This window comes from Xanthomonas sp. CFBP 7698, assembly GCF_003600855.1.
GTDB lineage: Bacteria > Pseudomonadota > Gammaproteobacteria > Xanthomonadales > Xanthomonadaceae > Xanthomonas > Xanthomonas cannabis.
On the sequence record NZ_PRDN01000004.1, the window covers coordinates 265429 to 286755 of the forward strand.

Annotated in this window: 10 protein-coding genes and 2 pseudogenes; 6 read left to right on the forward strand and 6 right to left on the reverse strand. The window is 69.0% G+C overall.

The features are described 5' to 3' along the window. Positions 1–3: 3 nt before the first annotated feature. Together XnspCFBP7698_RS17005 and XnspCFBP7698_RS17010 are read right to left on the reverse strand one after the other, a co-directional pair. Complete coding sequence (locus XnspCFBP7698_RS17005; protein WP_039410615.1) at positions 4–753, reverse strand: MlaE family lipid ABC transporter permease subunit; 750 nt, start codon at positions 751–753, stop codon at positions 4–6. After that, complete coding sequence (locus XnspCFBP7698_RS17010; RefSeq protein ID WP_047696349.1) at positions 753–1547, reverse strand: ATP-binding cassette domain-containing protein; 795 nt, start codon at positions 1545–1547, stop codon at positions 753–755. Before XnspCFBP7698_RS17010 ends, XnspCFBP7698_RS17005 begins: the two co-directional genes overlap by 1 nt. A 397-nt stretch (positions 1548–1944) precedes the next feature. Here XnspCFBP7698_RS17010 and XnspCFBP7698_RS17015 point away from each other — a divergent pair, with 397 nt between their 5' ends. After that, positions 1945–2232, forward strand: a complete 288-nt coding sequence (locus tag XnspCFBP7698_RS17015) for a hypothetical protein (protein WP_005991442.1) — start codon at positions 1945–1947, stop codon at positions 2230–2232. Here XnspCFBP7698_RS17015 and XnspCFBP7698_RS17020 read toward each other — a convergent pair. From XnspCFBP7698_RS17020 to XnspCFBP7698_RS17035, 4 genes are read right to left on the reverse strand one after another with little or no spacing between them, the layout of a single operon-like run. After that, complete coding sequence (locus tag XnspCFBP7698_RS17020) at positions 2214–2786, reverse strand: N-acetyltransferase (RefSeq protein WP_104581546.1); 573 nt, start codon at positions 2784–2786, stop codon at positions 2214–2216. The two genes, XnspCFBP7698_RS17015 and XnspCFBP7698_RS17020, sit on opposite strands and share 19 nt — an antisense overlap. Positions 2787–2790: 4 nt before the next feature. Continuing rightward, complete coding sequence (locus tag XnspCFBP7698_RS17025; protein ID WP_104581563.1) at positions 2791–3327, reverse strand: tail fiber protein; 537 nt, start codon at positions 3325–3327, stop codon at positions 2791–2793. Between the two features lie 58 nt (positions 3328–3385). Beyond that, complete coding sequence (locus tag XnspCFBP7698_RS17030; protein WP_104581547.1) at positions 3386–3913, reverse strand: tail fiber protein; 528 nt, start codon at positions 3911–3913, stop codon at positions 3386–3388. A 59-nt stretch (positions 3914–3972) separates the two neighbouring features. After that, entirely contained in the window at positions 3973–4518 is a 546-nt protein-coding gene (locus XnspCFBP7698_RS17035; protein WP_104581548.1) for a tail fiber protein, read from the reverse strand. A gap of 461 nt (positions 4519–4979) precedes the next feature. Here XnspCFBP7698_RS17035 and XnspCFBP7698_RS21905 point away from each other — a divergent pair. The 5 genes and pseudogenes from XnspCFBP7698_RS21905 to recD all read left to right on the forward strand — a co-directional run. Continuing rightward, positions 4980–5720: pseudogene (locus XnspCFBP7698_RS21905) on the forward strand (Calx-beta domain-containing protein); the annotation flags it as partial. A 117-nt stretch (positions 5721–5837) separates the two neighbouring features. Next, positions 5838–10676: pseudogene (locus XnspCFBP7698_RS17040) on the forward strand (putative Ig domain-containing protein); the annotation flags it as partial. Positions 10677–11137: 461 nt separating this feature from the next. Continuing rightward, positions 11138–14545: an exodeoxyribonuclease V subunit gamma gene (recC, locus tag XnspCFBP7698_RS17045; RefSeq protein WP_104581564.1), complete on the forward strand. Its 3408-nt coding sequence runs from the start codon at positions 11138–11140 to the stop codon at positions 14543–14545. Then, entirely contained in the window at positions 14542–18720 is a 4179-nt protein-coding gene (gene recB / locus XnspCFBP7698_RS17050) for an exodeoxyribonuclease V subunit beta (protein ID WP_104581549.1), read from the forward strand. Before recC ends, recB begins: the two co-directional genes overlap by 4 nt. A gap of 178 nt (positions 18721–18898) precedes the next feature. Further along, positions 18899–21310, forward strand: a complete 2412-nt coding sequence (gene recD / locus XnspCFBP7698_RS17055; protein ID WP_104581550.1) for an exodeoxyribonuclease V subunit alpha — start codon at positions 18899–18901, stop codon at positions 21308–21310. The last annotated feature ends 17 nt before the right edge of the window (positions 21311–21327 follow it).

Below are 21327 nucleotides of genomic sequence, written 5' to 3' on the forward strand. Positions count from 1 at the left end.
ATCTCACCTAAACAACATTGCAGAAAGGACGAAGTTGAACATCAGCACCAGCAACGAGGCATTCACCACCGCGCGGGTGGTGGCGATGGAGGTGCCTTCGATGGTCGGCTCGGCATGGAAGCCCACGTAGGCGGCCACCAGCGCGGCGGTGCCGCCGAAGATCGCCGACTTGAGCATCGCCACGCCGAAGTCGTCCCAGAAGTCCACGCTGTTGCTCAGGCCCGACCAGAACGTGCCGTTGTCGATACCCAGCACGTGCACGGCTTCAAAGTAGCCACCGGTGATGGCCAGCGAACAGAACACGCCGGTCAGCAACGGCACCGTGAGCACTGCGGCCCAGAAGCGCGGCGCCACCGCCTTGGCCACCGGATCGATGGCCATCAGCTCCAGCGCCTTGATCTGGTCGGTGGCGCGCATCAGGCCGAGCTCGGCCGCGATCGAGCTACCGGCGCGGCCGATGAACAACAGCGCGGTCAGCACCGGCGCCAGCTCGCGATACAGCGACAGACCGAGCAGCGTCGACAACGCATCCGATGCACCGTAGGTGGTGAGCGTGCGGTAGCCCTGCAGGGTCAGCACCAGCCCGACGAAGGCACCGCCCACCGCAATGATCGGCAGCGAACGCGCGCCGACCTTGTAGATCTCGCGCACCAGCTCGGCGACGAAGTCGCGGGTGGGCAGCGAGCCACGCAGCACCGTGAGTGAAAACAGCCCGGCGCGGCCGAAGGCGCGAATGGAGTCGGCAAAGGCCATCAGGCAGCGCTCCGGTCGCGGCGTGGTGCGGCATCGAAGGCGATCGGGCCGTCCGGCTGGCCGTGCAGGAACTGCTGCACCAGCGGATCGGTGCTGTCCTGCAGGTGTTGGGGCGTGCCGGCGAACACGATGCCGCCATTGGCAATGACCACGGCCTGGTCGCTGATCGGCAGGGTCTCGTGCACGTGGTGGCTGACGATGATGCTGGTCAGGCCCAGGCTGTCGTTGAGGCGCTGGATCAGGCTCATGATCACACCCGAGGCGATCGGGTCCAGCCCGGTCAGCGGCTCGTCGTAGATCATCAGCGGCGGGTCCAGCGCCAGCGCACGCGCCAGCGCCACGCGCCGCGCCATGCCGCCAGACAGCTCGCGCGGCCAGGCATCGGCCGCCGCCAGCAGGCCCACCGCATGCAGCTTCATCTGCACCAGGCGTTGCAGCACCGGCGCCGGCAGGCGCGTATGCGTGCGCAGCGGCAGGGCGACGTTGTCGGCCACGCTCAGGTCGGTCAGCAACCCATTGCCCTGCAGCAGCACGCCGACATTGCGGCGCATCTCCAGCAGCGCCCGGCTGCCGGTGGGAATGGCATTGCCGAACAAGGTGACCGTTCCGGCCACCGGGCGCAGCTCGCCGGTCAATGCCGCCAGCAGCGTGGACTTGCCGCTACCGGACGGACCGAGCACGGCGGTGATGCTGCCGCGTGGCACGTCGAGCGATACGTCGCGCAAGATCGTCCGCCCGCCGCGATCGATGCGGACACCGGACAGTTGCACGACAGGAGAGGCGGACGCCGTCATCGAGGCCTTTAACAGAATTCCAACGCGATAGAGTAACTGTCACACGGCTGAACATAACCGAACCGCCGCGTGCAGTATTGTCGCATTCATGCGGCAGGCCATGGGGCCGCCCATGTCGCCATCTGCGTAACAGCGTGTCCCGCAACGCACGGACGATTGCGCTGCATGCGACGGCTGCCCAACGTACGCTGCAGTAGGGAGTAAGTGCATGGGCGGCCGGCGTTTCAGAACCTGGGGGTCCCGGTGTCGTCACAGTCGGATACCACGTGCACATTGCGATGGCGCCGGCCGCGTCGCTCCGATGTGTCGAGTGCGTCGCGTTGTTGGCATCGCCATCTTGTGGGGCCGGCGCGAACCACGCGACGATCCGTGCACATCGTCATGAAAGGAATCATCCATGGAGTTGCTGACGCTTGAACACTTCGCCGGCAGCGTCAACGAAACCTTCGCTGCCTCCTTGAATGAGGGCGAGGTACCGTTCGTGCTGGTGGAAGCGAGGCCATTGCAGGACACACGCAACGCGCAGCGTGCGCCGTTCTCGCTGCTGTTTCGTAATGGCTCGGCCTTTCTGTTTCCGCAACAGACCTATCAGATGCGGCACGCGCGCCTGGGCGAGATCGGCATCTTTCTGGTGCCGGTGGCGCGCGAACGCGACGGGTTTCTGTATCAGGCCGTGTTCAATTGAGCACGCTCAGCTGAGTAGTTGAGCATGGGAGTCCAGTGCATCTGCAGATGCGTCTGGGTGCTGCACCCGGCAATGAAGCCGTGACGAACATACAGCCGCTGTGCGGCAGGATTGGCGTGCAGCACATGCAGGCACACGGCGCACCCCGCAGCGCGGGCGGATGCCTGTGTGTAGGCGATCAAGTGCGAGCCAATGCCCTTGCCGCGCCAGTCCGGCAGCAGGCTGATATCCACCAGCGTGTGTTGCGTGGTGGTGCGGTGCAGGTACAGGCGACCGATACGCAATGACCCAACCTGGACGATCAACACGTCGGCACCGGCGAAATGCTGCAGGTAATGGGCGCGTTGCAACGCGAATTGCTGGTCCAGAAACGCGCGTTTGGTCTGCTCTGCCCACGGCACCTGCGCCAGTTCCTCGCGCCGCGTACTGGCGTACAGATCGCGTAGCCAGGGCAGATCGGCGGCGCGCTCGGGCCGAAGCACGCCGCCTGGCACGCCCGGTGCAGCAGGCGGTTCCAGATCGATCGGCGCGACCCTGTGACGCAGGTGCGGCATGGCCTCAGTCGAACACCGGGTAATCGCCCTGCAGCGCGATGCAGAAGTTCATGGCCAGATAGGGCTGCCGATTCTCGTGCGCCTGGCCGTTGCCGGCGGGCAGCACCATGGTCGGGGAAAACTGCTGGTCGGGTGCGACTGCGTTGAACGGCCGGTCGCTGTTGCTGTTCAAGTTCGACAGTGCGGCTCCGCTGCTCGGGGTGCCGCTTTTCTTGCTCGGATCCGCTTGCGAGAACGCATTGAAGCCGTGCTCGTGGTTGGGCATCTGCGTGCTCAACAGGCTCACCGAGGCGGAGCCGAACGCATTGCCCAGCGCATGGGGCGTCAGGCCCGGCGCCGCCCCCTGCTGGCAGCCGGCGCGGGTGGAGAAGTTCGGCAACTGGAATGTGGTGCTGCCGTTGCCGCCATAGGCCACGCCCAGCAACGAGAACAGCGCGGTGTTCTGCATGACCGGCAGGGTTGCGCCGTTGCACAGCGCCCAACCGTACGGGTTGTAATCGAAGGCAAACAATTGGATTTCGCCGAAATAGGGTTCGGTCATGCGCATTTCCTCCGGTGGAGCGATGCAGGCCGCGACCGACTCGGCGCGGCGCCGTGGATCAGGACTGCTGCGGAAAGATGCCCGTGGTGGCGATGCAGTACTGCACCGTCAGCGTCGGCATCGTGTTGTCGTGCGGCTGGCTACCCCCTGTGAACGAGGTGCTCTGCGTGGACATCGCCAGCGCGGTGGCCCCGGTCACGTCGCTGGCATAGAACAGCGTGGCACCGACCGCCGCTGGCAGGAGTCCGGCCGGTGAGGGGCTGGTTGCCGCCACCGTCGTGACCTGTGCGACATGGGTGTGCGCCGGCATCTGCGGCTCGGTCAAGGTCACCGTTTCGGTACCGCTCTTCTGGGCGAACACGTAGTTGCTCAGGCCAGGGCCCTGGCCCTGGTGAACCGGCAGGCGCCCGCGCAGATCCGGCACCCCGAAGGTCGTTTGCCCATCGCCGCCATACGAGGTGCCCAGCAGCACGTACAGCGGTTCGTATGCGGAGATCTGCAGCAGCGAGCCGTCGCATGCCTGCCAGCCCTGAGGCGTGCGGCCGAAGCCGAACATGCGGATTTCGCCGATGAATGGAGTGCCCATGTGATCCTTCCTGGTCGATGAGGCGCCGCGCGTGCAGGCGCACCCGAATGCGGTCGCGCTTAGCCGCGCGAGGGGAAAATGCCCGACAGCGCGATGCAGAAGTTGATCGTGGTGTAGGGCTGCAGATTCGGATGCGGTTGATTACCGCCAGCGGGCGCGACCGTTGCCGGCGCCAGTGGAACCGTCGTTCCGGGAGCGGCATACAGCGGCGTGGCGGCACCCGAGGTGGCCATATTGGTGGCAAACACGCGGCCGGTCGGTGTGCGGTTGTTGCCGCCGGTGCTGCTGCATTCCACCAGGTGGTTGTGCGCGGGCAGGTTGGCGGGCAGCAGGGTCACCGCCTCTGCGCCGCCCGCCTGACCGATCGGTGCAACCGGCGGCTGCCAGTTCGCGTCGGCCGACGGCGCGTACCCGACCGGCGTGCGACCGCGCAGATCAGGCAGGGCGAACGTGGTATTGCCATCGCCGCCAAAGCGGGTGCCTAGCAGACTGAACAATGCCTGGTTCTGATTGACCGGCAGCAGCTGGCCATTGCATTGCGCGAAATATTTCGGCGCGAAGGGGAAACCGGTCAGCATGACCTGGCCGATGAAAAACTCGCTCATGCAGCTCTCCCTGCGTAGGTGCGCCGCCGACATGTGTCGGGGGTCGCCGTACAGATACCCGCCGCGGCGGGGTCCCACAAGCCGGGACAATCCAGAACTGGAATGAAGTATTAATTTTTTGTTCTTTAACTGGCAGTCAGTTCCTGTTTCAATGCGCTCGCAATGCCAGGGGATGACTTCTCTAGGGCGGCATTGCCTTCAGGCACGAGGACCGTGCCGGCGCCGGGGTGGCGCTTCATCAGGGGTAGAACGTGAACAAGCCGCAGTGGCGTGGAACAGGCACCGGTGCGCTGATGCGCTGGATGGTGGCCGTGATGATCTGCGCCCTGGCGCTCCTGCTACCCGGACAGGTCTGGGCACAGGGGGCGTCGGCCTATTGTTCGACCCAGAACGCCACGATCAATCAGAGCGGTTCGGTGACGTTCGACGTCAGCAATTGTGATGGCCCCTCCAACATCGGCATGGGCGACGACCCGCGCAATCCACTGGATGCCAATGGCCGCGGTTCCACTGCCAACGGCAGCATCCAGCTCAGCTTTCAGAGTGGCCCCGGCACCCAGACGGTCACCTATACGCATGGGGGGAATTCTGCGACCTCCGATACGTTCTACCTGCGCGACGAGGACGAGAACGTCCTCACCTTCAACATCACCATTAACCCCTCGCGCACGGCCAGCATTGCGGTCAGCCCGGTCAACCGCAGCGAGGACAGCGGCGATGCCTTTGTCTACACGGTGACGTTGAGCCAGACCAACACATCGGCGACCACGGTGAACCTGGCCCGGAGCGGTACCGCGACCAGCGGCGCCGACTACTCCGGTGCGGTGAGCAGCGTCGTGGTGCCGGCCAATGCCTCCTCCGCCAGCTTCAGCGTCACCCCGATCGCCGATAGCGTGGTGGAACCGGACGAGACGGTGACCTTCAGCGTCGCCAACGGCACCGGCTATTCGCCCGGCAGCCCGGCCAGCGCGACGGCCACCATCGTCAATGACGACGTCACCACCGCCTCGATCGCGGTGTCGCCTACGAGCGTGGCCGAGGATGGCGGCACCAACCTGACCTACACCGTGACGCTCACCCAGCCGTCGGCAACCGCCGTCTCGATCGGCTTCAGCGTCGGCGGCACGGCAACGTCGGGCACCGACTTCGCGGCGGTGAACTCGCCGCTGGTGATTCCGGCCGGGCTGACCAGCGGCAGCATCGTCATCGATCCCAATGCGGACGCGACGTCGGAGCCTGACGAAACCGTCGTGATCACCCTCAACACCGGCAGTGGGTATGTGGTGGGTTCGCCCAACAGCGCCACCGGCACCATCCTCAATGACGATGTGCCATCGCTGAGCATCAACGACGTCTCGGTGAACGAGGGCAATGCCGGTACGACGACAGCCACCTTCACCGTGTCGTTGAGCCAGCCGGCCGGTGCCGGCGGCGTCAGCTTCGACATCAGCACCGCCGATGGCACCGCAAACGCCGGGTCGGATTACGTCGCTTCCAGCCTGAGCGGGCAGACCATTCCCGCCGGCAGCAGCAGCGCCACCTTCAGCGTGCTGGTCAACGGCGACAGCCTCAACGAACCGGACGAAACCTACTTCGTCAACATCAGCAATGTCACCGGCGCCAATGTGGCCGATGCGCAGGGCCTTGGCACGATCGTCAACGACGACACCGCGCCGGCGCTGTCGATCGACGACGTCAGCGTGATCGAGGGCAACAGCGGCACCACCACGGCCACCTTCACGGTGAGCCTGAGCACGGCCAGCGGCCAGACCGTCACGGTCAATTACGCTACCGCCGACGGTACCGCCACGGCTGGCAGCGATTACGCCGCCCGCTCGGGAACGCTGAGCTTCGCCCCGGGAACCACCACGCAGACCGTGGCGATTTCCGTCAACGGCGATCTTTCGGTGGAGCCCAACGAGACCTATCGCGTGGTGCTGTCCAGCGCCACCAATGCCACCATCGCCCGCGCCACCGGTACCGGCACCATCAACAACGACGATGCCGTGGTAGTCATCGCCCCGGCGTCGCTGCCGGCGGCAACGGCGGGCACCGCCTACACGCAAAATCTGTCGGCCAGCGGTGGTACCGCCCCGTACACCTTCGCGCTCAGTGCCGGTGCGTTGCCGGCCGGGGTGACCCTGAACGCCAGCGGCGTACTGTCGGGCACCCCGACCGCCAGCGGCAGCTTCAACTTCACCGTGAGCGCCACCGACAGCGGAGCGCCGACCACCGGAAGCCGCGCTTACACGCTGGTGGTTGCCGGCGCGGCCGTGAACCTGCCGGCCACCACGCTGGCACCGGGAACCGCCGGTCAGGCCTACTCGGCCGCCATCACGCCGGCTAGCGGCGGCATCGCGCCCTATACCTACACCCTGGCTGCCGGCGTCCTGCCGGCCGGGATCACGGTCAATAGTGCAACCGGTGCGCTGAGCGGCACGCCCACGGCCCCCGGGACCTACAACTTCACCCTGACGGCCACGGACAGCACCTCGGGAACGCCGTCGCAGGGCAGCCGCAGCTATGCATTGACCATCGCTGCCCCGCAGATCGTGGTCGCACCGACCACGGTGCCGGGTGCCACGCGTGGCACTGCGTACAGCCAGGCACTGAGCGCCAGTGGCGGTACCGCGCCGTACACCTACGCGATTGTCAGTGGCGTGTTGCCGGCGGGCCTGACCCTGGCCAGCAACGGCACGCTGTCGGGTACGGCGACGGTGGAAGGCACGTTCAACTTCACCGTGCAGGCGACCGATGCCAACAGCTTCACCGGCACGCAGGCATACGCGCTGACCGTGGCCGGCCCGAACCTGGTGCTGCCTGCATCCACCTTGCCTGCGGGCACGGCCGGGCAGGCGTACTCCGCCGCAATCACTCCGGCCACCGGCGGCACCGCCCCGTACAGCTATGCGCTGACTGCCGGCGCGCTGCCGGCCGGCGTGGTGCTGGATGCGGCGACCGGCGGGCTGAGCGGCACACCTACCGTGGCGGGCACCTTCAACTTCACCCTCACTGCCTCCGACAGCACGCCCAGCCCGGCTGCGCAGGCCTCGCGCAGCTATGCGCTGAGCATCGCTGCACCGCAAGTCGTGGTCGCACCGACCACGGTGCCCGGTGCCACGCGTGGCACTGCGTACAGCCAGGCACTGAGCGCCAGTGGCGGCACCGCGCCGTACACCTACGCGATTGTCAGTGGCGTGCTGCCGGCGGGCCTGACCCTGGCCAGCAACGGCACGCTGTCGGGCACGGCGACGGTGGAAGGCACGTTCAACTTCACCGTGCAGGCGACCGATGCCAACAGCTTCACCGGCACGCAGGCATATGCGCTGACCGTGGCCGGCCCGAACCTGGTGCTGCCGGCTTCCACCTTGCCGACCGGCACGGCCGGGCAGGCGTACACCGCCGCAATCACTCCGGCCACCGGCGGCACCGCCCCGTACAGCTATGCGCTGACTGCCGGCGCGCTGCCGGCCGGCGTGGTGCTGGACACGGCCACCGGCGGGCTGAGCGGCACACCCACCGTGGCGGGCACCTTCAACTTCACCCTCACTGCCTCCGACAGCACGCCCAGCCCTGCTGCGCAGGCCTCGCGCAGCTATGCATTGACCATCGCTGCCCCGCAGATCGTGGTCGCACCGACCACGGTGCCCGGTGCCACGCGTGGCACTGCGTACAGCCAGGCGTTGAGTGCCAGTGGTGGTACCGCGCCATACACCTATGCAATTGCCAGTGGCGTGCTGCCGGCGGGCCTGACCCTGGCCAGCAACGGCACGCTGTCGGGCACGGCGACGGTGGAAGGCACGTTCAACTTCACCGTGCAGGCGACCGATGCCAACAGCTTCACCGGCACGCAGGCGTATGCACTGACCGTGGCCGGCCCGAACCTGGTATTGCCTGCATCCACCTTGCCGACCGGCACGGCCGGGCAGGCGTACACCGCCGCAATCACTCCGGCCACCGGCGGCACCGCCCCGTACAGCTATGCGCTGACTGCCGGCGCGCTGCCGGCCGGCGTGGTGCTGGACACGGCCACCGGTGGGCTGAGCGGTACGCCAACCGTGGCGGGCACGTTCAACTTCACCCTCACTGCCTCCGACAGCACGCCCAGCCCGGCCGCGCAGGCATCGCGCAGCTATGCACTGACCATCGGCGCGGCCACGCTGGTGATCGGGCAGGGCACGCTGCCGCCGGCCGTCAATGGCACCGCATATAGCCAGACATTGACCGTGTCCGGCGGCGTGGCGCCTTACCGTTTCAGCGTGACCAGCGGCACCTTGCCGGCCGGGTTGACGCTGGCTGCCGACGGCACGCTGTCTGGCACGCCCAGTGCCGAAGGCGTCAGCAACTTCACCATCACCGTGACCGACGCCAGTGCTGCCAGCGCGGCGCAGGCCTACAGCGTCAGCGTGGGCAGCGCCGCGCCGGTGGCGATGGCAGACGCTGCCGTGACCATGGACGGCACCGCCGTGACGGTGGCGGTGACCGGCAACGACACCGGCACGATCACCGCGATTGCCATTACCACTGCGCCGACCAACGGCAGCGCCGTGGTCAATGGCTTGGATGTGGTCTACACGCCAAACGCCGGATTCATCGGCACCGATGTGGTGAGCTATACCGCGAGCGGCAGTGGCGGCACCTCGGCAGCGACCACGCTGACCATCACAGTCAATGCGCGGCCGGTGGCGGTGTCGGTGACCGCGGAGGCGGTGCCCGGCGAAGCGCAGCAGGTGGACATCACCCGCAATGCCACCGGCGGGCCGTTTGTGGCTGCGGCCGTGGTTGCGGTGCTGCCGGCCTCGGCCGGTACTGCCACCATCACCCGAGTTGGCGGACCTGCCACCGCCGCAGCGGCGCGCGCCTCCGGCGGCCCGTCGCCGGCCGCGGCGGCAATGGCCGAAACGCCGAGCTTCATGCTGACCTTTACCCCCAGCCCGGCATTCGTCGGCCAGGCCACGGTGCAGTTCACCTTGTCCAACGCCTTCGCGACCTCGGTGCCGGCCAATGTGGTGTTCAACATCGCGCCGCGCCGCGACCCGAGCCAGGACGCGGAAGTGCGTGGCTTGATCGATGCGCAGTCCGAGTCCACGCGGCGGTTTGCCCGTGCGCAGATCGACAACTTCCAGCGCCGTCTGGAAGCCACCCACCGTGGTGGTGGCAGCTTCACCAACGCGGTGAGCTTCCAGCCCACCTCGCATTGCCGCCAGGCCGAGCGCGGCATCACTGCGCAGCCGTGCAGCCCGGACACCCAGGACGCCGACAACGACCTCCGCGATGCGCCGGCAGCGGCGGCGGCGGGCAGCAGCGAAGGTGTGCAGGGCCAGGGCGACCTGGGCTTGTGGATCGGCGGTGCGATCCGCTCGGGCAGCTTGAACCGGCAGACCAACAGCAATGGGGTGGACTTCCAGACCGACGGCCTGAGCGTCGGCGCCGACTACCGGGTTGCGCAGTCGCTGGCGATCGGTGCGGGCCTGGGCTGGGGCCGCGACGACAGCGATGTGGGCACGCGCGGCAGCCGCAGCAAGGGCACCGCGTACACCATGGCGCTGTATGCCAGCTTCCACCCGGGCAAGGCGTTCTTCTTCGACACCCTGGTGGGTTACCAGATGTTGTCCTACGATCTGCGCCGCTTCGTCACCGACGACAGTTCGCTGGCCGAGGGCAACCGCGACGGCAAGCAGTGGATCGCCTCGCTGTCCACCGGTGCCGACCTGCAGCGCGGCGACGTGCAGATCACCCCGTATGCGCGGGTGGATGTGGCACGTGCCACGCTGGATGGCTATGCGGAAGATGGCGTGGCGCCGTTCGCACTGCGCTATGCCGACATGGATGTGGCCACCACAACCGGCAACCTGGGCCTGCGCCTGGAGTGGCGCCGCGAAGTACGCTGGGGCCGGCTGACCCCGCAGTTGCGCGTGGAATATCAGCGCGACTTCCAGGGCCGTGGCGATGCCACGCTGAGCTATGCCGATCTCAGCGGCGGGCCGTTCTATCGCACCGCGCAAAGTGCGTTCGACCGCAACCGGTTGATGGTCGGTATCGGCGCGGCATTGCTGACCGAGCAAGGCCTGTCCACGCGTCTGGAGTACCGCGGCATCACCGATGGCGACAGCAACAACGACCAGACCTGGATGATCAATCTGGAAAAGAAATACTGATCGCGGCGCAAGCCCGCTCAGCAAGCAATGCGATGGGCCGGGCGATGACCCCGGCCCATCGCAGTTGCGACGGTTGCCCGGTGGATGCGGCTGGCCCGCCGCTTGATGGCCTGCCCCTGTTCGACCTGCGGTCGCGATCACGCAGGTCGCACGCCGGCTGCCGCGCAATCGCGGCGCGGGAATATGCACCGCTCTGACTCCGGTGCTGGCCGACGCGGCGCTGCCGGGCAGCGTCGATGCGCCGGCCGGCGGGCACATCCATCTGACGTCGCGCGATCCGCATGCGGCGTCGAATGCTTGCGCCGCATGGCATTGGCAACGAGGGGCTGCATCGGATTGCAGCGCGCGCCGGCAGCACGCCTGCGCGCTCGACCGCACGGCGCACGTGCATCAGCGCCAGGGCAGATCGCGGCCAGCGCCGACAGCGCATCACGCGCGCATCCGGCACAATGCGCGCACGCATGCACGTCACCTCCGCGCCCGATTTCCGCCTTTATCCATCCAATGCGCTGGATACCCTGGCTGCCCTGCTGGCCCAGGAGCTGCGACGACCGGTACCCGGGCAGCCGCTGCTGCAACCGGAGGTAGTGCTGATCCCGCAGGTGGCGATGCGGCGCTGGCTGCAGTCCACGCTGGCGGCCGAGCACGGTGTTGCGGCGAATCTGGAATTCCTGACCCCCGGCGAGTTCGTCGCGCGCGCGCTGGAGTGCAACCTGGGCCCGGCCGACGATGATCTGGACATGGCCACCACGCAGTGGCGGCTGTACGCGGCCCTCCAATCGGACCTGGGCAGCGATGCGGCATTGGCGCCACTGGCCGGCTATCTGTCCGACGGCGACGCGCTCAAGCCGTGGGCGCTGGCCGGCGAGCTGGGCAGTGTGTTCGAGAAATACCAGGCCTGGCGCCGCGACTGGCTGCTGCGTTGGGAAGGCGGCGCCGACTCCGACGATCCGCAGGCGCGGCTGTGGCGCAGCATCGCATCGGGCCGGCAATACCGCGCGCGTCGCATCGGCCAGTATCTGGACCGCTACGCGCGCGCCGACGGGCCTTTGCCACAGGGCTTGCCGGGCCGGTTGTTCGCCTTCGCCATCCTCAATATCTCGCCCGACGTGCTGCGCGTGCTGGCCACGCAGGCGCGCGTGGGTACGCTGCATTTCTATCTGCCCACGCCCACGCAAGGCTATTGGGGCGATTTGCAGACAATGTGGCAACGCCGCCGCGAACACGGTGCGGTGCAGCTGTTCGCCGAACAGGTGCAGGAAAACCCGCTGCTGCAGGCCTGGGGCGCGGCCGGGCGCGACTTCATGGCCTTGGTGGGCGACTACGAGGTGGTGCATCCGCTGGCCGAAATCGCCGCCTATGCCGACCCGCTGGACTCCGGCCGCCGCGCGCTGGCCGATGGCGGCCTGGGCGATAGTCTGTTGCGGCGCATGCAGAGCGATTTGTTCAATCGCCGCGCGCCACGCGTACCGGCCGCGTTGCCGGCGGTGAATCGGCACGACCCCAGCCTGCAGGTGCACGCCTGCCACACGCGGCTGCGTGAGTTGCAGGTACTGCACGACCAGCTGCGCGCCTTGCTCGACGACCCGCGCTTCGATCCGCCCTTGCAGCCACGCGAGATCGCGGTGCTGTCGCCAAACATCGACCCGTATGTGCCGTATCTGGACGCGGTGTTCGGCAGCCACGGCAACGACGACGCGTTGCCGTATGCATTGGCCGATGCCAGCCCGCTGGCAAGCGAGCCGCTGGCCGAGGTTTTTCTGAGCTTGCTCGGCTTGCCGATCGCACGCTTCGGCCTGCACGAAATTCTCGACCTGCTGGCCAGCGCACCGATTGCCGAAGCCGCCGGCCTGGACGAAGCCGGGCTGGAACGCCTGCGCGGCTGGCTGCACGCCGCCGGCGCGCGCTGGGGCCTGGATGCGGCGCATCGGCGTCAACTGCAGGCCCCGAGCGACGACGCCTACACCTGGCGCTTTGCGCTGGACCGGCTGCTGCTAGGGCATGCCAGCGGTGCCGACGACGATATCGATGGCGTGGCGCCGTGGCCGCAGCTGGAAGGCAGCGCGCTGGCCGCACTGGACACCTTGTTGAAGCTGTTGCGCGTGCTCGAACGCCATCAATCGTCGCTGGCCGACGCGATGACGCCGGTGGAGTGGCGCGAGCGTCTGCTTGGCCTGCTGGAGGCGCTGATGCCAAAAGCGCCCACCGCACCGCGTGCACAGCGCGCGCTGGACCGCTTGCGCAGCTTGATCGACCAGTTCGCCCGCGATGCGGTGCGTGCCGACTACGCAGGCAAGGTGCCGGCCGAAGTGGTGCGTGCGCATTTCACCGCAGTGCTGGGCGAATCGGACACGCGCGCGCCGCTGCTCACCGGCGGCATCAGTTTTGGCCGCATGGTGCCGATGCGCCTGCTGCCGTTCCGGGTGATCTGCCTGCTCGGCATGAACGACGGCGACTTCCCGCGCCGCGACCCGGCCGCCGGGCTCAATCGGCTCACCGCCGAGTTGGGTACCGAGCGTCGCCGCCACGGTGATCGTTCCACCCGCGAGGACGACCGGTTCTTGTTTTTGCAGTTGTTCGCCTCTGCGCAGGAGGTGTTCTACCTGAGCTATCTCGGCGCCGATGCGCGCGATGGCAGCGTGCGCGAACCGTCGGTGCTGGTGAGCGAATTGCTGGGCAGCGCGGCGCAGTACCACGCCGACCCAGCGGCGTTCGACACACTGGTAGTGCGTCACCCGTTGCAGCCGTTCGCCGCCGCGGCGTTCGGCGCGGTGGGCGACGACGCGCACGCCGACCCACGCCGTTTCAGTTATCGCCGGCAATGGCGCCCGGCCGTGGACAGCCTGGCCGGGCAACGCCAGGCGCTGGCGCCGTGGGTCGCCGGCGCACTGCCGGCCGACACCGTTGCGCTGCCCGCCAACGTGTCCATCGACGACCTGCGCCGCCTGTTCGGCGACCCGGCCGGGCAGTTCCTGCGCCACCGCCTGGGCATGCGGCTGCCTGATCCGGCCAGCGAAGACAGCGACCTCGAACCACTGCTCGCCTCCACCCGCGGGCTGGACCACTACGGCCTGCAGCAGCAGGTGTTCGAAGCGGCACTGGCCGGCGACACCGAGCGGCTGTACGAGCGTCTGCGCGCGCGCGCACTGCTGCCATCCGGCCCGCTGGGGCGGCGCCAGCTCGATGAGCGGGTGGCGCAACTGCGCCCGTATGCGCAGGCATTCCGGCAATGGCGTGGCGAAGCGCCGGCGCAGTCGCGCCGGCTGCAGGTGCAGATCGGCGCGACGGAAGTGCATGGCCGCGTGCCTGGTTGGTACGCCGATGGCGTGGGGCGGGTGCAGGTCGGCGCGCTCAGCGGCCGCAGCACGATCCGCCACGGCCTGGAATGGCTGCTGCTGCGCGCCGCCGGCGAGCAGGCGCCGTATGTGCGCTTCTTCGAACACGACGATGGCCTGGGCCCGCATCCCATCGATCCCGAGCCGCTATCGCAGACGCAGGCGCAAAGTGCCCTGGCCCAATTGCTGCAGCTGTATCGCCACGGCTTGCAGGCACCGTTGCCGTTCGCGCCGTACAGCAGCTGGAAATACCACCAGGCCGCGCGCAGCGACGACCTGGACAAGGCCATCAAGGACGCCGCCGGGCAGTGGCAGGCCAGCTTCGGCTGGAGCGAGTCGCACAGCCCGGAACTGCGCCTGGTCAACCGCGGCCGCGACCCGTTTGCCGATGCGCAGCACTTTACCGAGTTCGCCACCACCAGCCACCGCGTGTACGACCTGCTCGAACGCGGCAGCACCGACACCACGCTCGACCCGGAGCGGCTGATCGACAGCTGGCGCCACTGGCACGGCGCACAGGACGACGCCGAATGAGCAGCGCTCCCGCAACCGACCCGTACCTGCACCTGCCGCTGCACGGCGTGCGCCTGATCGAAGCCAGCGCCGGCACCGGCAAGACCTTCACCCTGGCCACGCTGTTCACCCGGCTGGTGGTCGAGCGCGGCCTGCGCATCGGCCAGATCCTCGCGGTGACCTTCACCGAAGCCGCCACGCAAGAGCTGCGCCGCCGCATCCGCGAACGCCTGGTGCTGGCCGCAACGCTGGTGCCCAATGCCTCATCCACCATCGTAGGAGCGCACCCGGGCGCGACCGAACCGGCCATCGTACCGACGCCCGATGCTCCTGTAGGAGCGGCCTTGGCCGCGACCAACGTCGCCAACGACCCGTCGCGGCCAAGGCCGCTCCTACACGAAGCGCCCGACGCCCTGCTCACCCGCGCCATTCTCGAAGCGCACCTGGCCACCGGCACCGAAACCGCTGCCGCCTTGCGCCGCCGCCTGCAACAGGCCGTCGAAGAAATCGACCTGGCCGCCGTGTTCACCATCCACGGTTTCTGCGCGCGCGTGCTGCGCGAACACGCGCTGGAAAGCGGCCAGGCCTTCGCCGCACCGCAACTGCTCGCCAACGACCGCGAATTGCTGGGCGAAGTCGCTGCCGACCTGTGGCGGCAACGCGCCGCCGATGCGGTGATGGCCGAAGACCTCATCGCGCTGTGGTCGGGCGGCCCGCCCGCCCTGGCCACCGATCTGCGTGCCTTGGTGCGCCACCCGGCCATCCTGCCCGCACGCTCCGATGACGCCACCGACGATGCCGCGGCATTGCTGCAGGCCGTGCACGACGCCAGCCATGCATTGGCGGCTGCGTTCCAGGCGCACGGCACGGCGTTTTTCGACGCCATCATGGCCGCCATCGATGGCGGCATCCTGAGCAAGGTCAGCTACAAGCCCGAGTGGTTGGCCTCGCTGTGGCACTGGTTCCAGAGCTTCGCCGCGGCGCCCTCGCACGACAGCGCGCCGCATCCGAAGTTGCTCAAGTTGACCGCTGCGGAGCTGGCCACCGGCACCAACAAGAAGTTCGTCGACCGCACGCCGGCCTCGCCGATGAGCCACGAGATCGATGGCTATCTCACCGCGCTGGCAAACGTCGAACAATGGCGCACCCGCCGCCGCATCCGCCTGGTGCACGCGCTGCGCGACGATGCCATCGCACGGCTGGCGCTGCTCAAGCGTCAGCGCCGCGTGCAGACCTACGACGACCTGGTCGATGGCGTGGCGCATGCGCTGCAAGGCCCGCAGGCCGATGCCTTGGTGCAGCGCCTGCGCGCGCAATACGCCATCGCGCTGGTGGACGAATTCCAGGACACCGATGACCGCCAGTGGGCGATCTTCTCCACTGTGTTCGGCCAGGGCCCGCTTGCCCGCGCCGCCGGCCTGGAGCCGGCCCTGTTCCTGATCGGCGACCCCAAGCAGGCCATCTACGGCTTCCGCGGCGGCGACGTGCGCACCTATCTGGCTGCCGCGGTCACTGCCGAACTGGCGCCACCGCTGAGCCACAATTTCCGCTCGCGCCCCGGCGTGCTGGCCGCCATCGACGCGCTGTACGTGCAGGCCGGCTACACCGACGCCTTCCTCACCGACGGCATCGCCTTCCACCCGGTGCAGGCCGGCACCAAACGCCTGGACACCGACCTGCAATGCAACGGCGTCACCGCGCCGGCACTCACGCTGTGGCGCGCGCCCGAGCCACCGCCGGTAATGAAGGGCAAGCCCAGACCCTGGAGCGCCGGCCGCGCCCGCGAGCTGGCCACCGCCGCCTGCGTCGCGGCGATCCGCAGCTGGCTGGCCGGTGGCCGCGACGGCAGCGCCACCATCAACGGCCGTCCGGTGCAGGCCGGCGATATCGCCGTGCTGGTGCGCAGCCACGGCGAAGCTACCCGCATCCAGCAGGCACTGGGCGCGGCGGGCATCCCCGCCGTGGCCGCCGGCAAGCAAAGCCTGTTCGCCACCGACGAGGCGCTGGAACTGCTCGCCCTGCTGCAGGCCTTGCTCGACCCGGGCGACGACAGCCGCCTGCGCGCTGCCCTGGCCACCGTGCTGATCGGCGAAGACGCCGCCGCCATCGCTGCGCTCGCACACGACGGCGAGCGTCACCGCCGCTGGCAGCAGCACGCACTGGACTGGCGCGAGCGTTGGCAACGCGGCGGCCCGCTGGCTTTGATCGGCGAGCTGGGCGCCGCGCACGGGCAACGCCTGCTGGCCCTGGTCGATGGCGAACGCCGCCTCACCAACTATTTGCAACTGGCCGAACTGCTGCAGGAAGCCGACGCCCGCGCGCTCGGCCCCCATGGCCTGGTGGACTGGCTGTCGCGCCGCATCGCCAATGCCGACGACAACGACGAAGCCCAGCAGCTGCGGCTGGAGTCGGACGCGCGCCGCGTGCAGATCGTCACCCTGCACAAGAGCAAGGGCCTGGAATATCCGTTGGTGTTCCTGCCGTACATCGGCATCGGCCGCAGCGACAAGGGCGCCGGCCGCCACTGCGTGGTGCATGCGCCCGAGCTCGGCCGCCAGCTGCACTGGAAGACTGACAAAGACGACCCAAGCTGGAGCGCCGCCGAAGCGGCCTGGAAACAGGAACAACGTGCCGAAGACGCGCGCCTGCTCTACGTCGGCCTGACCCGCGCCGAGCACGCGCTGTGGATCGCCAGCGGCCCGTTCCATCAGCACGAGCGCACTGCGTTGGCCGGCATGCTGCGCGCGCTGGATGCGTTGCAGGGCGCAGCAGGCGAGGGCGCGGTGGTGGTCGACACCAGCACGCCGCCCGCCAACCTGCCACGCCTGCCGCCACCGGTCGAGGCGCAGGTGCCGCCCGCGCGCAGCCCGCAACGCCACATCGCCCCGGAGTGGTGGGTTTACAGCTTCACCCAGCTGGCCAATGCCGATGCCGGCGCCGCCACCGACCCGATGGCCAGCGCCACCGTGGTGGGCAGCGGCGGCAGCGACGAGCCGTCCGGCAGCGAGGCGATCGCAGTGGCCACCGAGGCCGAACCCTTCGACCCACGCTTTGCCGGCAACCGCTTCGGCGTGGTGATGCACGACGTATTCGAGCGCTGCGATTTTGCTGCCTGGCAGGCGTGGCGGCCCGGCCAACCCGCGCCCGACGGCCAGGCCACCGCCATCCTCGAGGCGCTGCAACGCGGCGGCTACGTCGAGAAGGAATGGGACGACGGCCTGGCCATGCTCACCGCGCTGATCGGCCACACCCTCACCGTTGCGCTGCCCGAAGGCACCCGCCTTGCCGACGTTCCCGCGCCGCAGCGTCGCAATGAAATGGAATTCCACTTCGCTATGCGGCCCACCCGCGTGGATGCGCTGCTGGCCTTGCTGCACCGGTTTGGCGTGGTAGGCGACCGCCAGGCCTTCGGCATGCGCCAGCGCCTGGAAGGCCTGATGACCGGCCTGATCGACCTCACCTACACCGTGGACGGCCGCTGGTACGTGCTGGACTACAAGTCCAACCGCCTGCCCAGCTACGACGCCGACGCCCTGGCCCGCGCCATGACGCACAGCGAGTACGAGCTGCAGGCACTGATCTACACCGTGGCGCTGCACCGCTGGCTGCGCTTCCGCCTGGGCGCTGCCGCCGAGGGCGGTGGCTACGACTACGCCCGCGACTTCGGCGGCGTGCGCTATCTGTTCTGCCGCGGCCTGGATGCCGGGCGCAACGCCGGGGGCGATGGCGTGCCTGCCTCCAGCGCCGGCCGCGTGCGCGAGTCCCTGCCTGACGACCTGGCACCCGAACCCGACCGCCGCTCGGCGCTCTACACACCCGCAACACCCGGAACAACCGGAACAACCGGAACAACCGGAACAACCGGAACAACCCAGGAGTCCGCCAGACCCGGCACCGCCCAGGACCCGGCCAGATCCAGCACCGACCAGGACGTCGCCGTACCCGGCCTTGCCCAGCACTCCGCCCCTGCAACCACCGATTTCGCACGTGTCGGCGATCCCGCCCCCGGCATCCACGCCTGGCGCTTCGACCCCGCCCTGGTGGAAGCCCTGGACGCCTTATTCGCCGGCAACGCCCCGGAGCCAATGTCCAGCAGCGCACCAACGCAACTGGTCCCCGATGGCTCAAAGCCCCTCTCCCCCCGGGAGAGGGGTTGGGGTGAGGGTACGCCCGCCACAGAAGCGCCCGACCCATGACCCAACAAACCCCACTGGCAATCAGCGCCGTGCGCAAACCGCTCCCCCCCAGAGGCAGGCAGACACCACGCGCACCCCACGCCACGCCTGCCTGGCCATGCCAACGCCACCTCGCACGGGTCGAGGTGCGGCACGAACGCCCGGAGAAAGGCACGTCCGCCATGGGAGCCATCACCCCATGAACCAGCCAACCCTGTTCAGTGCGCTGATCAAGGCCGAAGTACTGCGCACCCTGGACCTGGCCTTCGCCCAGAGCCTGCAACGCCTGGCCCCGGACACCGACCCACAGGTCCTGGCCGGTGCCGCGCTCGCCTCGCTGGCCGTCACCAGCGGCCACGCCGGGCTGGACCCTGCCCGCGCCGGCATGCTGCTGGACCAACGCGACGGCCCACTGCCGGCCCTTCCGGACCCCACTGACTGGCAACGTACCCTGGCCGCCTCGCGCTGGGTCGACCAACCGACCCCCGAAGACCCCGCCGCCGCCGACTGCCCGCTGGTCCTCGAACACGGCCTGCTCTACCTGCGCCGCTACCGCGAGTACGAACGCCGCCTGGCGCTGGGTCTGCAACGCATCGCCGCCCAGCCCATGCCGACCTTCGACACCGCCGCCCTGGCCCCGCTGTTCGCCCAACTATTCCCCCAAGCCTCCCCTCTCCCCCCAGGAGAGGGTGCCCGAAGGGCGGGTGAGGGTACGGGCCTGCCCGAGCCATCCTCCACGGACAAGGCCTCACCCGCCCCGGCCATCAACGGCATAGGCCAGTCCCAGCCATCCCATTCCCCAGACCGCCAGGCCCAGGCCGCCGCCCTGGCCCTGCGCCGCAGCCTGCTGCTGGTCACCGGCGGCCCCGGCACCGGCAAGACCACCACCATCGCCCGGCTGTTGCTGTTGCGTATTGCCCAGGCCCACGCCGCCGGCCATCCGCCGCCGCGCATCGCCCTGGCCGCGCCCACCGGCCGCGCCGCCGAGCGCATGGCCGAAAGCCTGCGCCTGGCCGTCGCCCGCGCCATCGCCGACGGTATCCACCTCGCAGCCACTCCCGGTGCCGCCCCGCTCGGGCAAGCGCAGCAGCTACCGAACCCCGCCGCTTCCCCGCTTCGTCAAGCAACGGAGCCAGCCAACCCCGCCGCTCCCCCGCTTCGTCTAGCAACGGAGCCAGCCAACCCCGCTGTTACCCCTCCCCGCCAAGCGACAGAGCCAGCCAACCTTTCCCCTCTCCCGCCTGCGGGAGAGGGTGCCCGAAGGGCGGGTGAGGGCCAGCCGTCCCCGTGGAACTCCCTCCTCCCCAACGGCGCCAGCACCCTGCACCGCCTGCTCGGCGTCATCCCGGACTCGCCGCACTTCCGCCATAACGCCGACAACCCGCTGCCATTCGACCTGATCGTGGTCGACGAAGCCTCCATGGTCGACCTCCCACTGATGTGCAAGCTGGTCGAAGCCGTCGCCGACGGCACCCAGCTGATCCTGCTCGGCGACGCCGACCAGCTGCCCTCGGTGGAAGCCGGCGACGTGCTCGCCGCCATCCTGCAGGCCGCAGGCCCCGGCGATGCCCTGCAGCCCGATGACGCCCAGGCACTGCAACCGCTGCTCGGCAGCGCGCCCGGCGACACCACGCCCGCCGCCACCCACACCGGCGGCCTGGCCGGCCACCGCGTGCACCTGTTGCGTGGTTACCGCCAGGCCGACGACTTCGCTCTGGCCCCCCTGGCCGACGCCATCCGCGCCGGCGACGCCGACACTGCCCTGGCCCTGCTGCGCAGCGGCGAGCTGGCCGGCGTGCGCTTCCACGAAGACGGCGAAGACCCGCTCAGCGACGGCCGCGACGCACTGCTCGCCCACTGGCGCGCGCTGGCCGACGCCCAAGACCCCGCCGCCGCATTGCGCGCGGCCGGCCGCCTGCGCCTGCTCACCGCCGTGCGCGCCGGCCCGCAAGGCGCGCGCGGCCTCAACGCCCGCATTGAACAACTGCTGGCAGACACCGGCTCCGGCGCCCGCCGCCTCGGCGCCGCCTCGCCCTGGTTCCAGGGCCGCCTGCTGCTGATCACCGAAAACAGCTACCGCCACGGCCTGTTCAACGGCGACGTCGGCATCTGCCTGCGAAGCGATGCGAGTCCCTTTTCGGGGCGCAGCGACGAAGGCCCGTCTTCACCGCCAAGCCAGTCCGCCGCCACCGCCAACCGCCACGCCCCAGGCACCGACAACCGTGCCCAAGGCCCGTTGGTCGCCTGGTTCGAAGGCGACGGCGACGGCCAGGTGCGCGGCTTCCACCCCGCCGCACTGCCCGCGCACGAAAGCGCCTTCGCCATGACCGTGCACAAGGCGCAAGGCAGCGAATTCGATGACGTCTGGCTGCAACTGCCCACCCGCGACGCCCGCGTGCTCAGCCGCGAACTGCTCTACACCGGCATCACCCGCGCCCGCCGCGCCCTGCACTTGTCCGGCAGCGAAGCGGTCATCCGCGCCGCGCTGACAAGGCACGCCGCACGCATCTCGGGCCTGGCGTGGCGGTTGGGTGCACAGCAGCAGCCGGCACCCGCCACGCAAGCAACAGAACCATCTACTGCTTTACCCGTGCAGGGGTCGTTGTTCTGATGGATGCGAGCTGGCGT

Coding starts and splice junctions, on each gene's coding strand:
- XnspCFBP7698_RS17005 (WP_039410615.1), bottom strand. CDS start 753: ATGGCCTTTGCCGACTCCATTCGCGCCTTCGGCCGCGCCGGGCTGTTT.
- XnspCFBP7698_RS17010 (WP_047696349.1), bottom strand. CDS start 1,547: ATGACGGCGTCCGCCTCTCCTGTCGTGCAACTGTCCGGTGTCCGCATC.
- XnspCFBP7698_RS17015 (WP_005991442.1), top strand. CDS start 1,945: ATGGAGTTGCTGACGCTTGAACACTTCGCCGGCAGCGTCAACGAAACC.
- XnspCFBP7698_RS17020 (WP_104581546.1), bottom strand. CDS start 2,786: ATGCCGCACCTGCGTCACAGGGTCGCGCCGATCGATCTGGAACCGCCT.
- XnspCFBP7698_RS17025 (WP_104581563.1), bottom strand. CDS start 3,327: ATGACCGAACCCTATTTCGGCGAAATCCAATTGTTTGCCTTCGATTAC.
- XnspCFBP7698_RS17030 (WP_104581547.1), bottom strand. CDS start 3,913: ATGGGCACTCCATTCATCGGCGAAATCCGCATGTTCGGCTTCGGCCGC.
- XnspCFBP7698_RS17035 (WP_104581548.1), bottom strand. CDS start 4,518: ATGAGCGAGTTTTTCATCGGCCAGGTCATGCTGACCGGTTTCCCCTTC.
- recC (WP_104581564.1), top strand. CDS start 11,138: ATGCACGTCACCTCCGCGCCCGATTTCCGCCTTTATCCATCCAATGCG.
- recB (WP_104581549.1), top strand. CDS start 14,542: ATGAGCAGCGCTCCCGCAACCGACCCGTACCTGCACCTGCCGCTGCAC.
- recD (WP_104581550.1), top strand. CDS start 18,899: ATGAACCAGCCAACCCTGTTCAGTGCGCTGATCAAGGCCGAAGTACTG.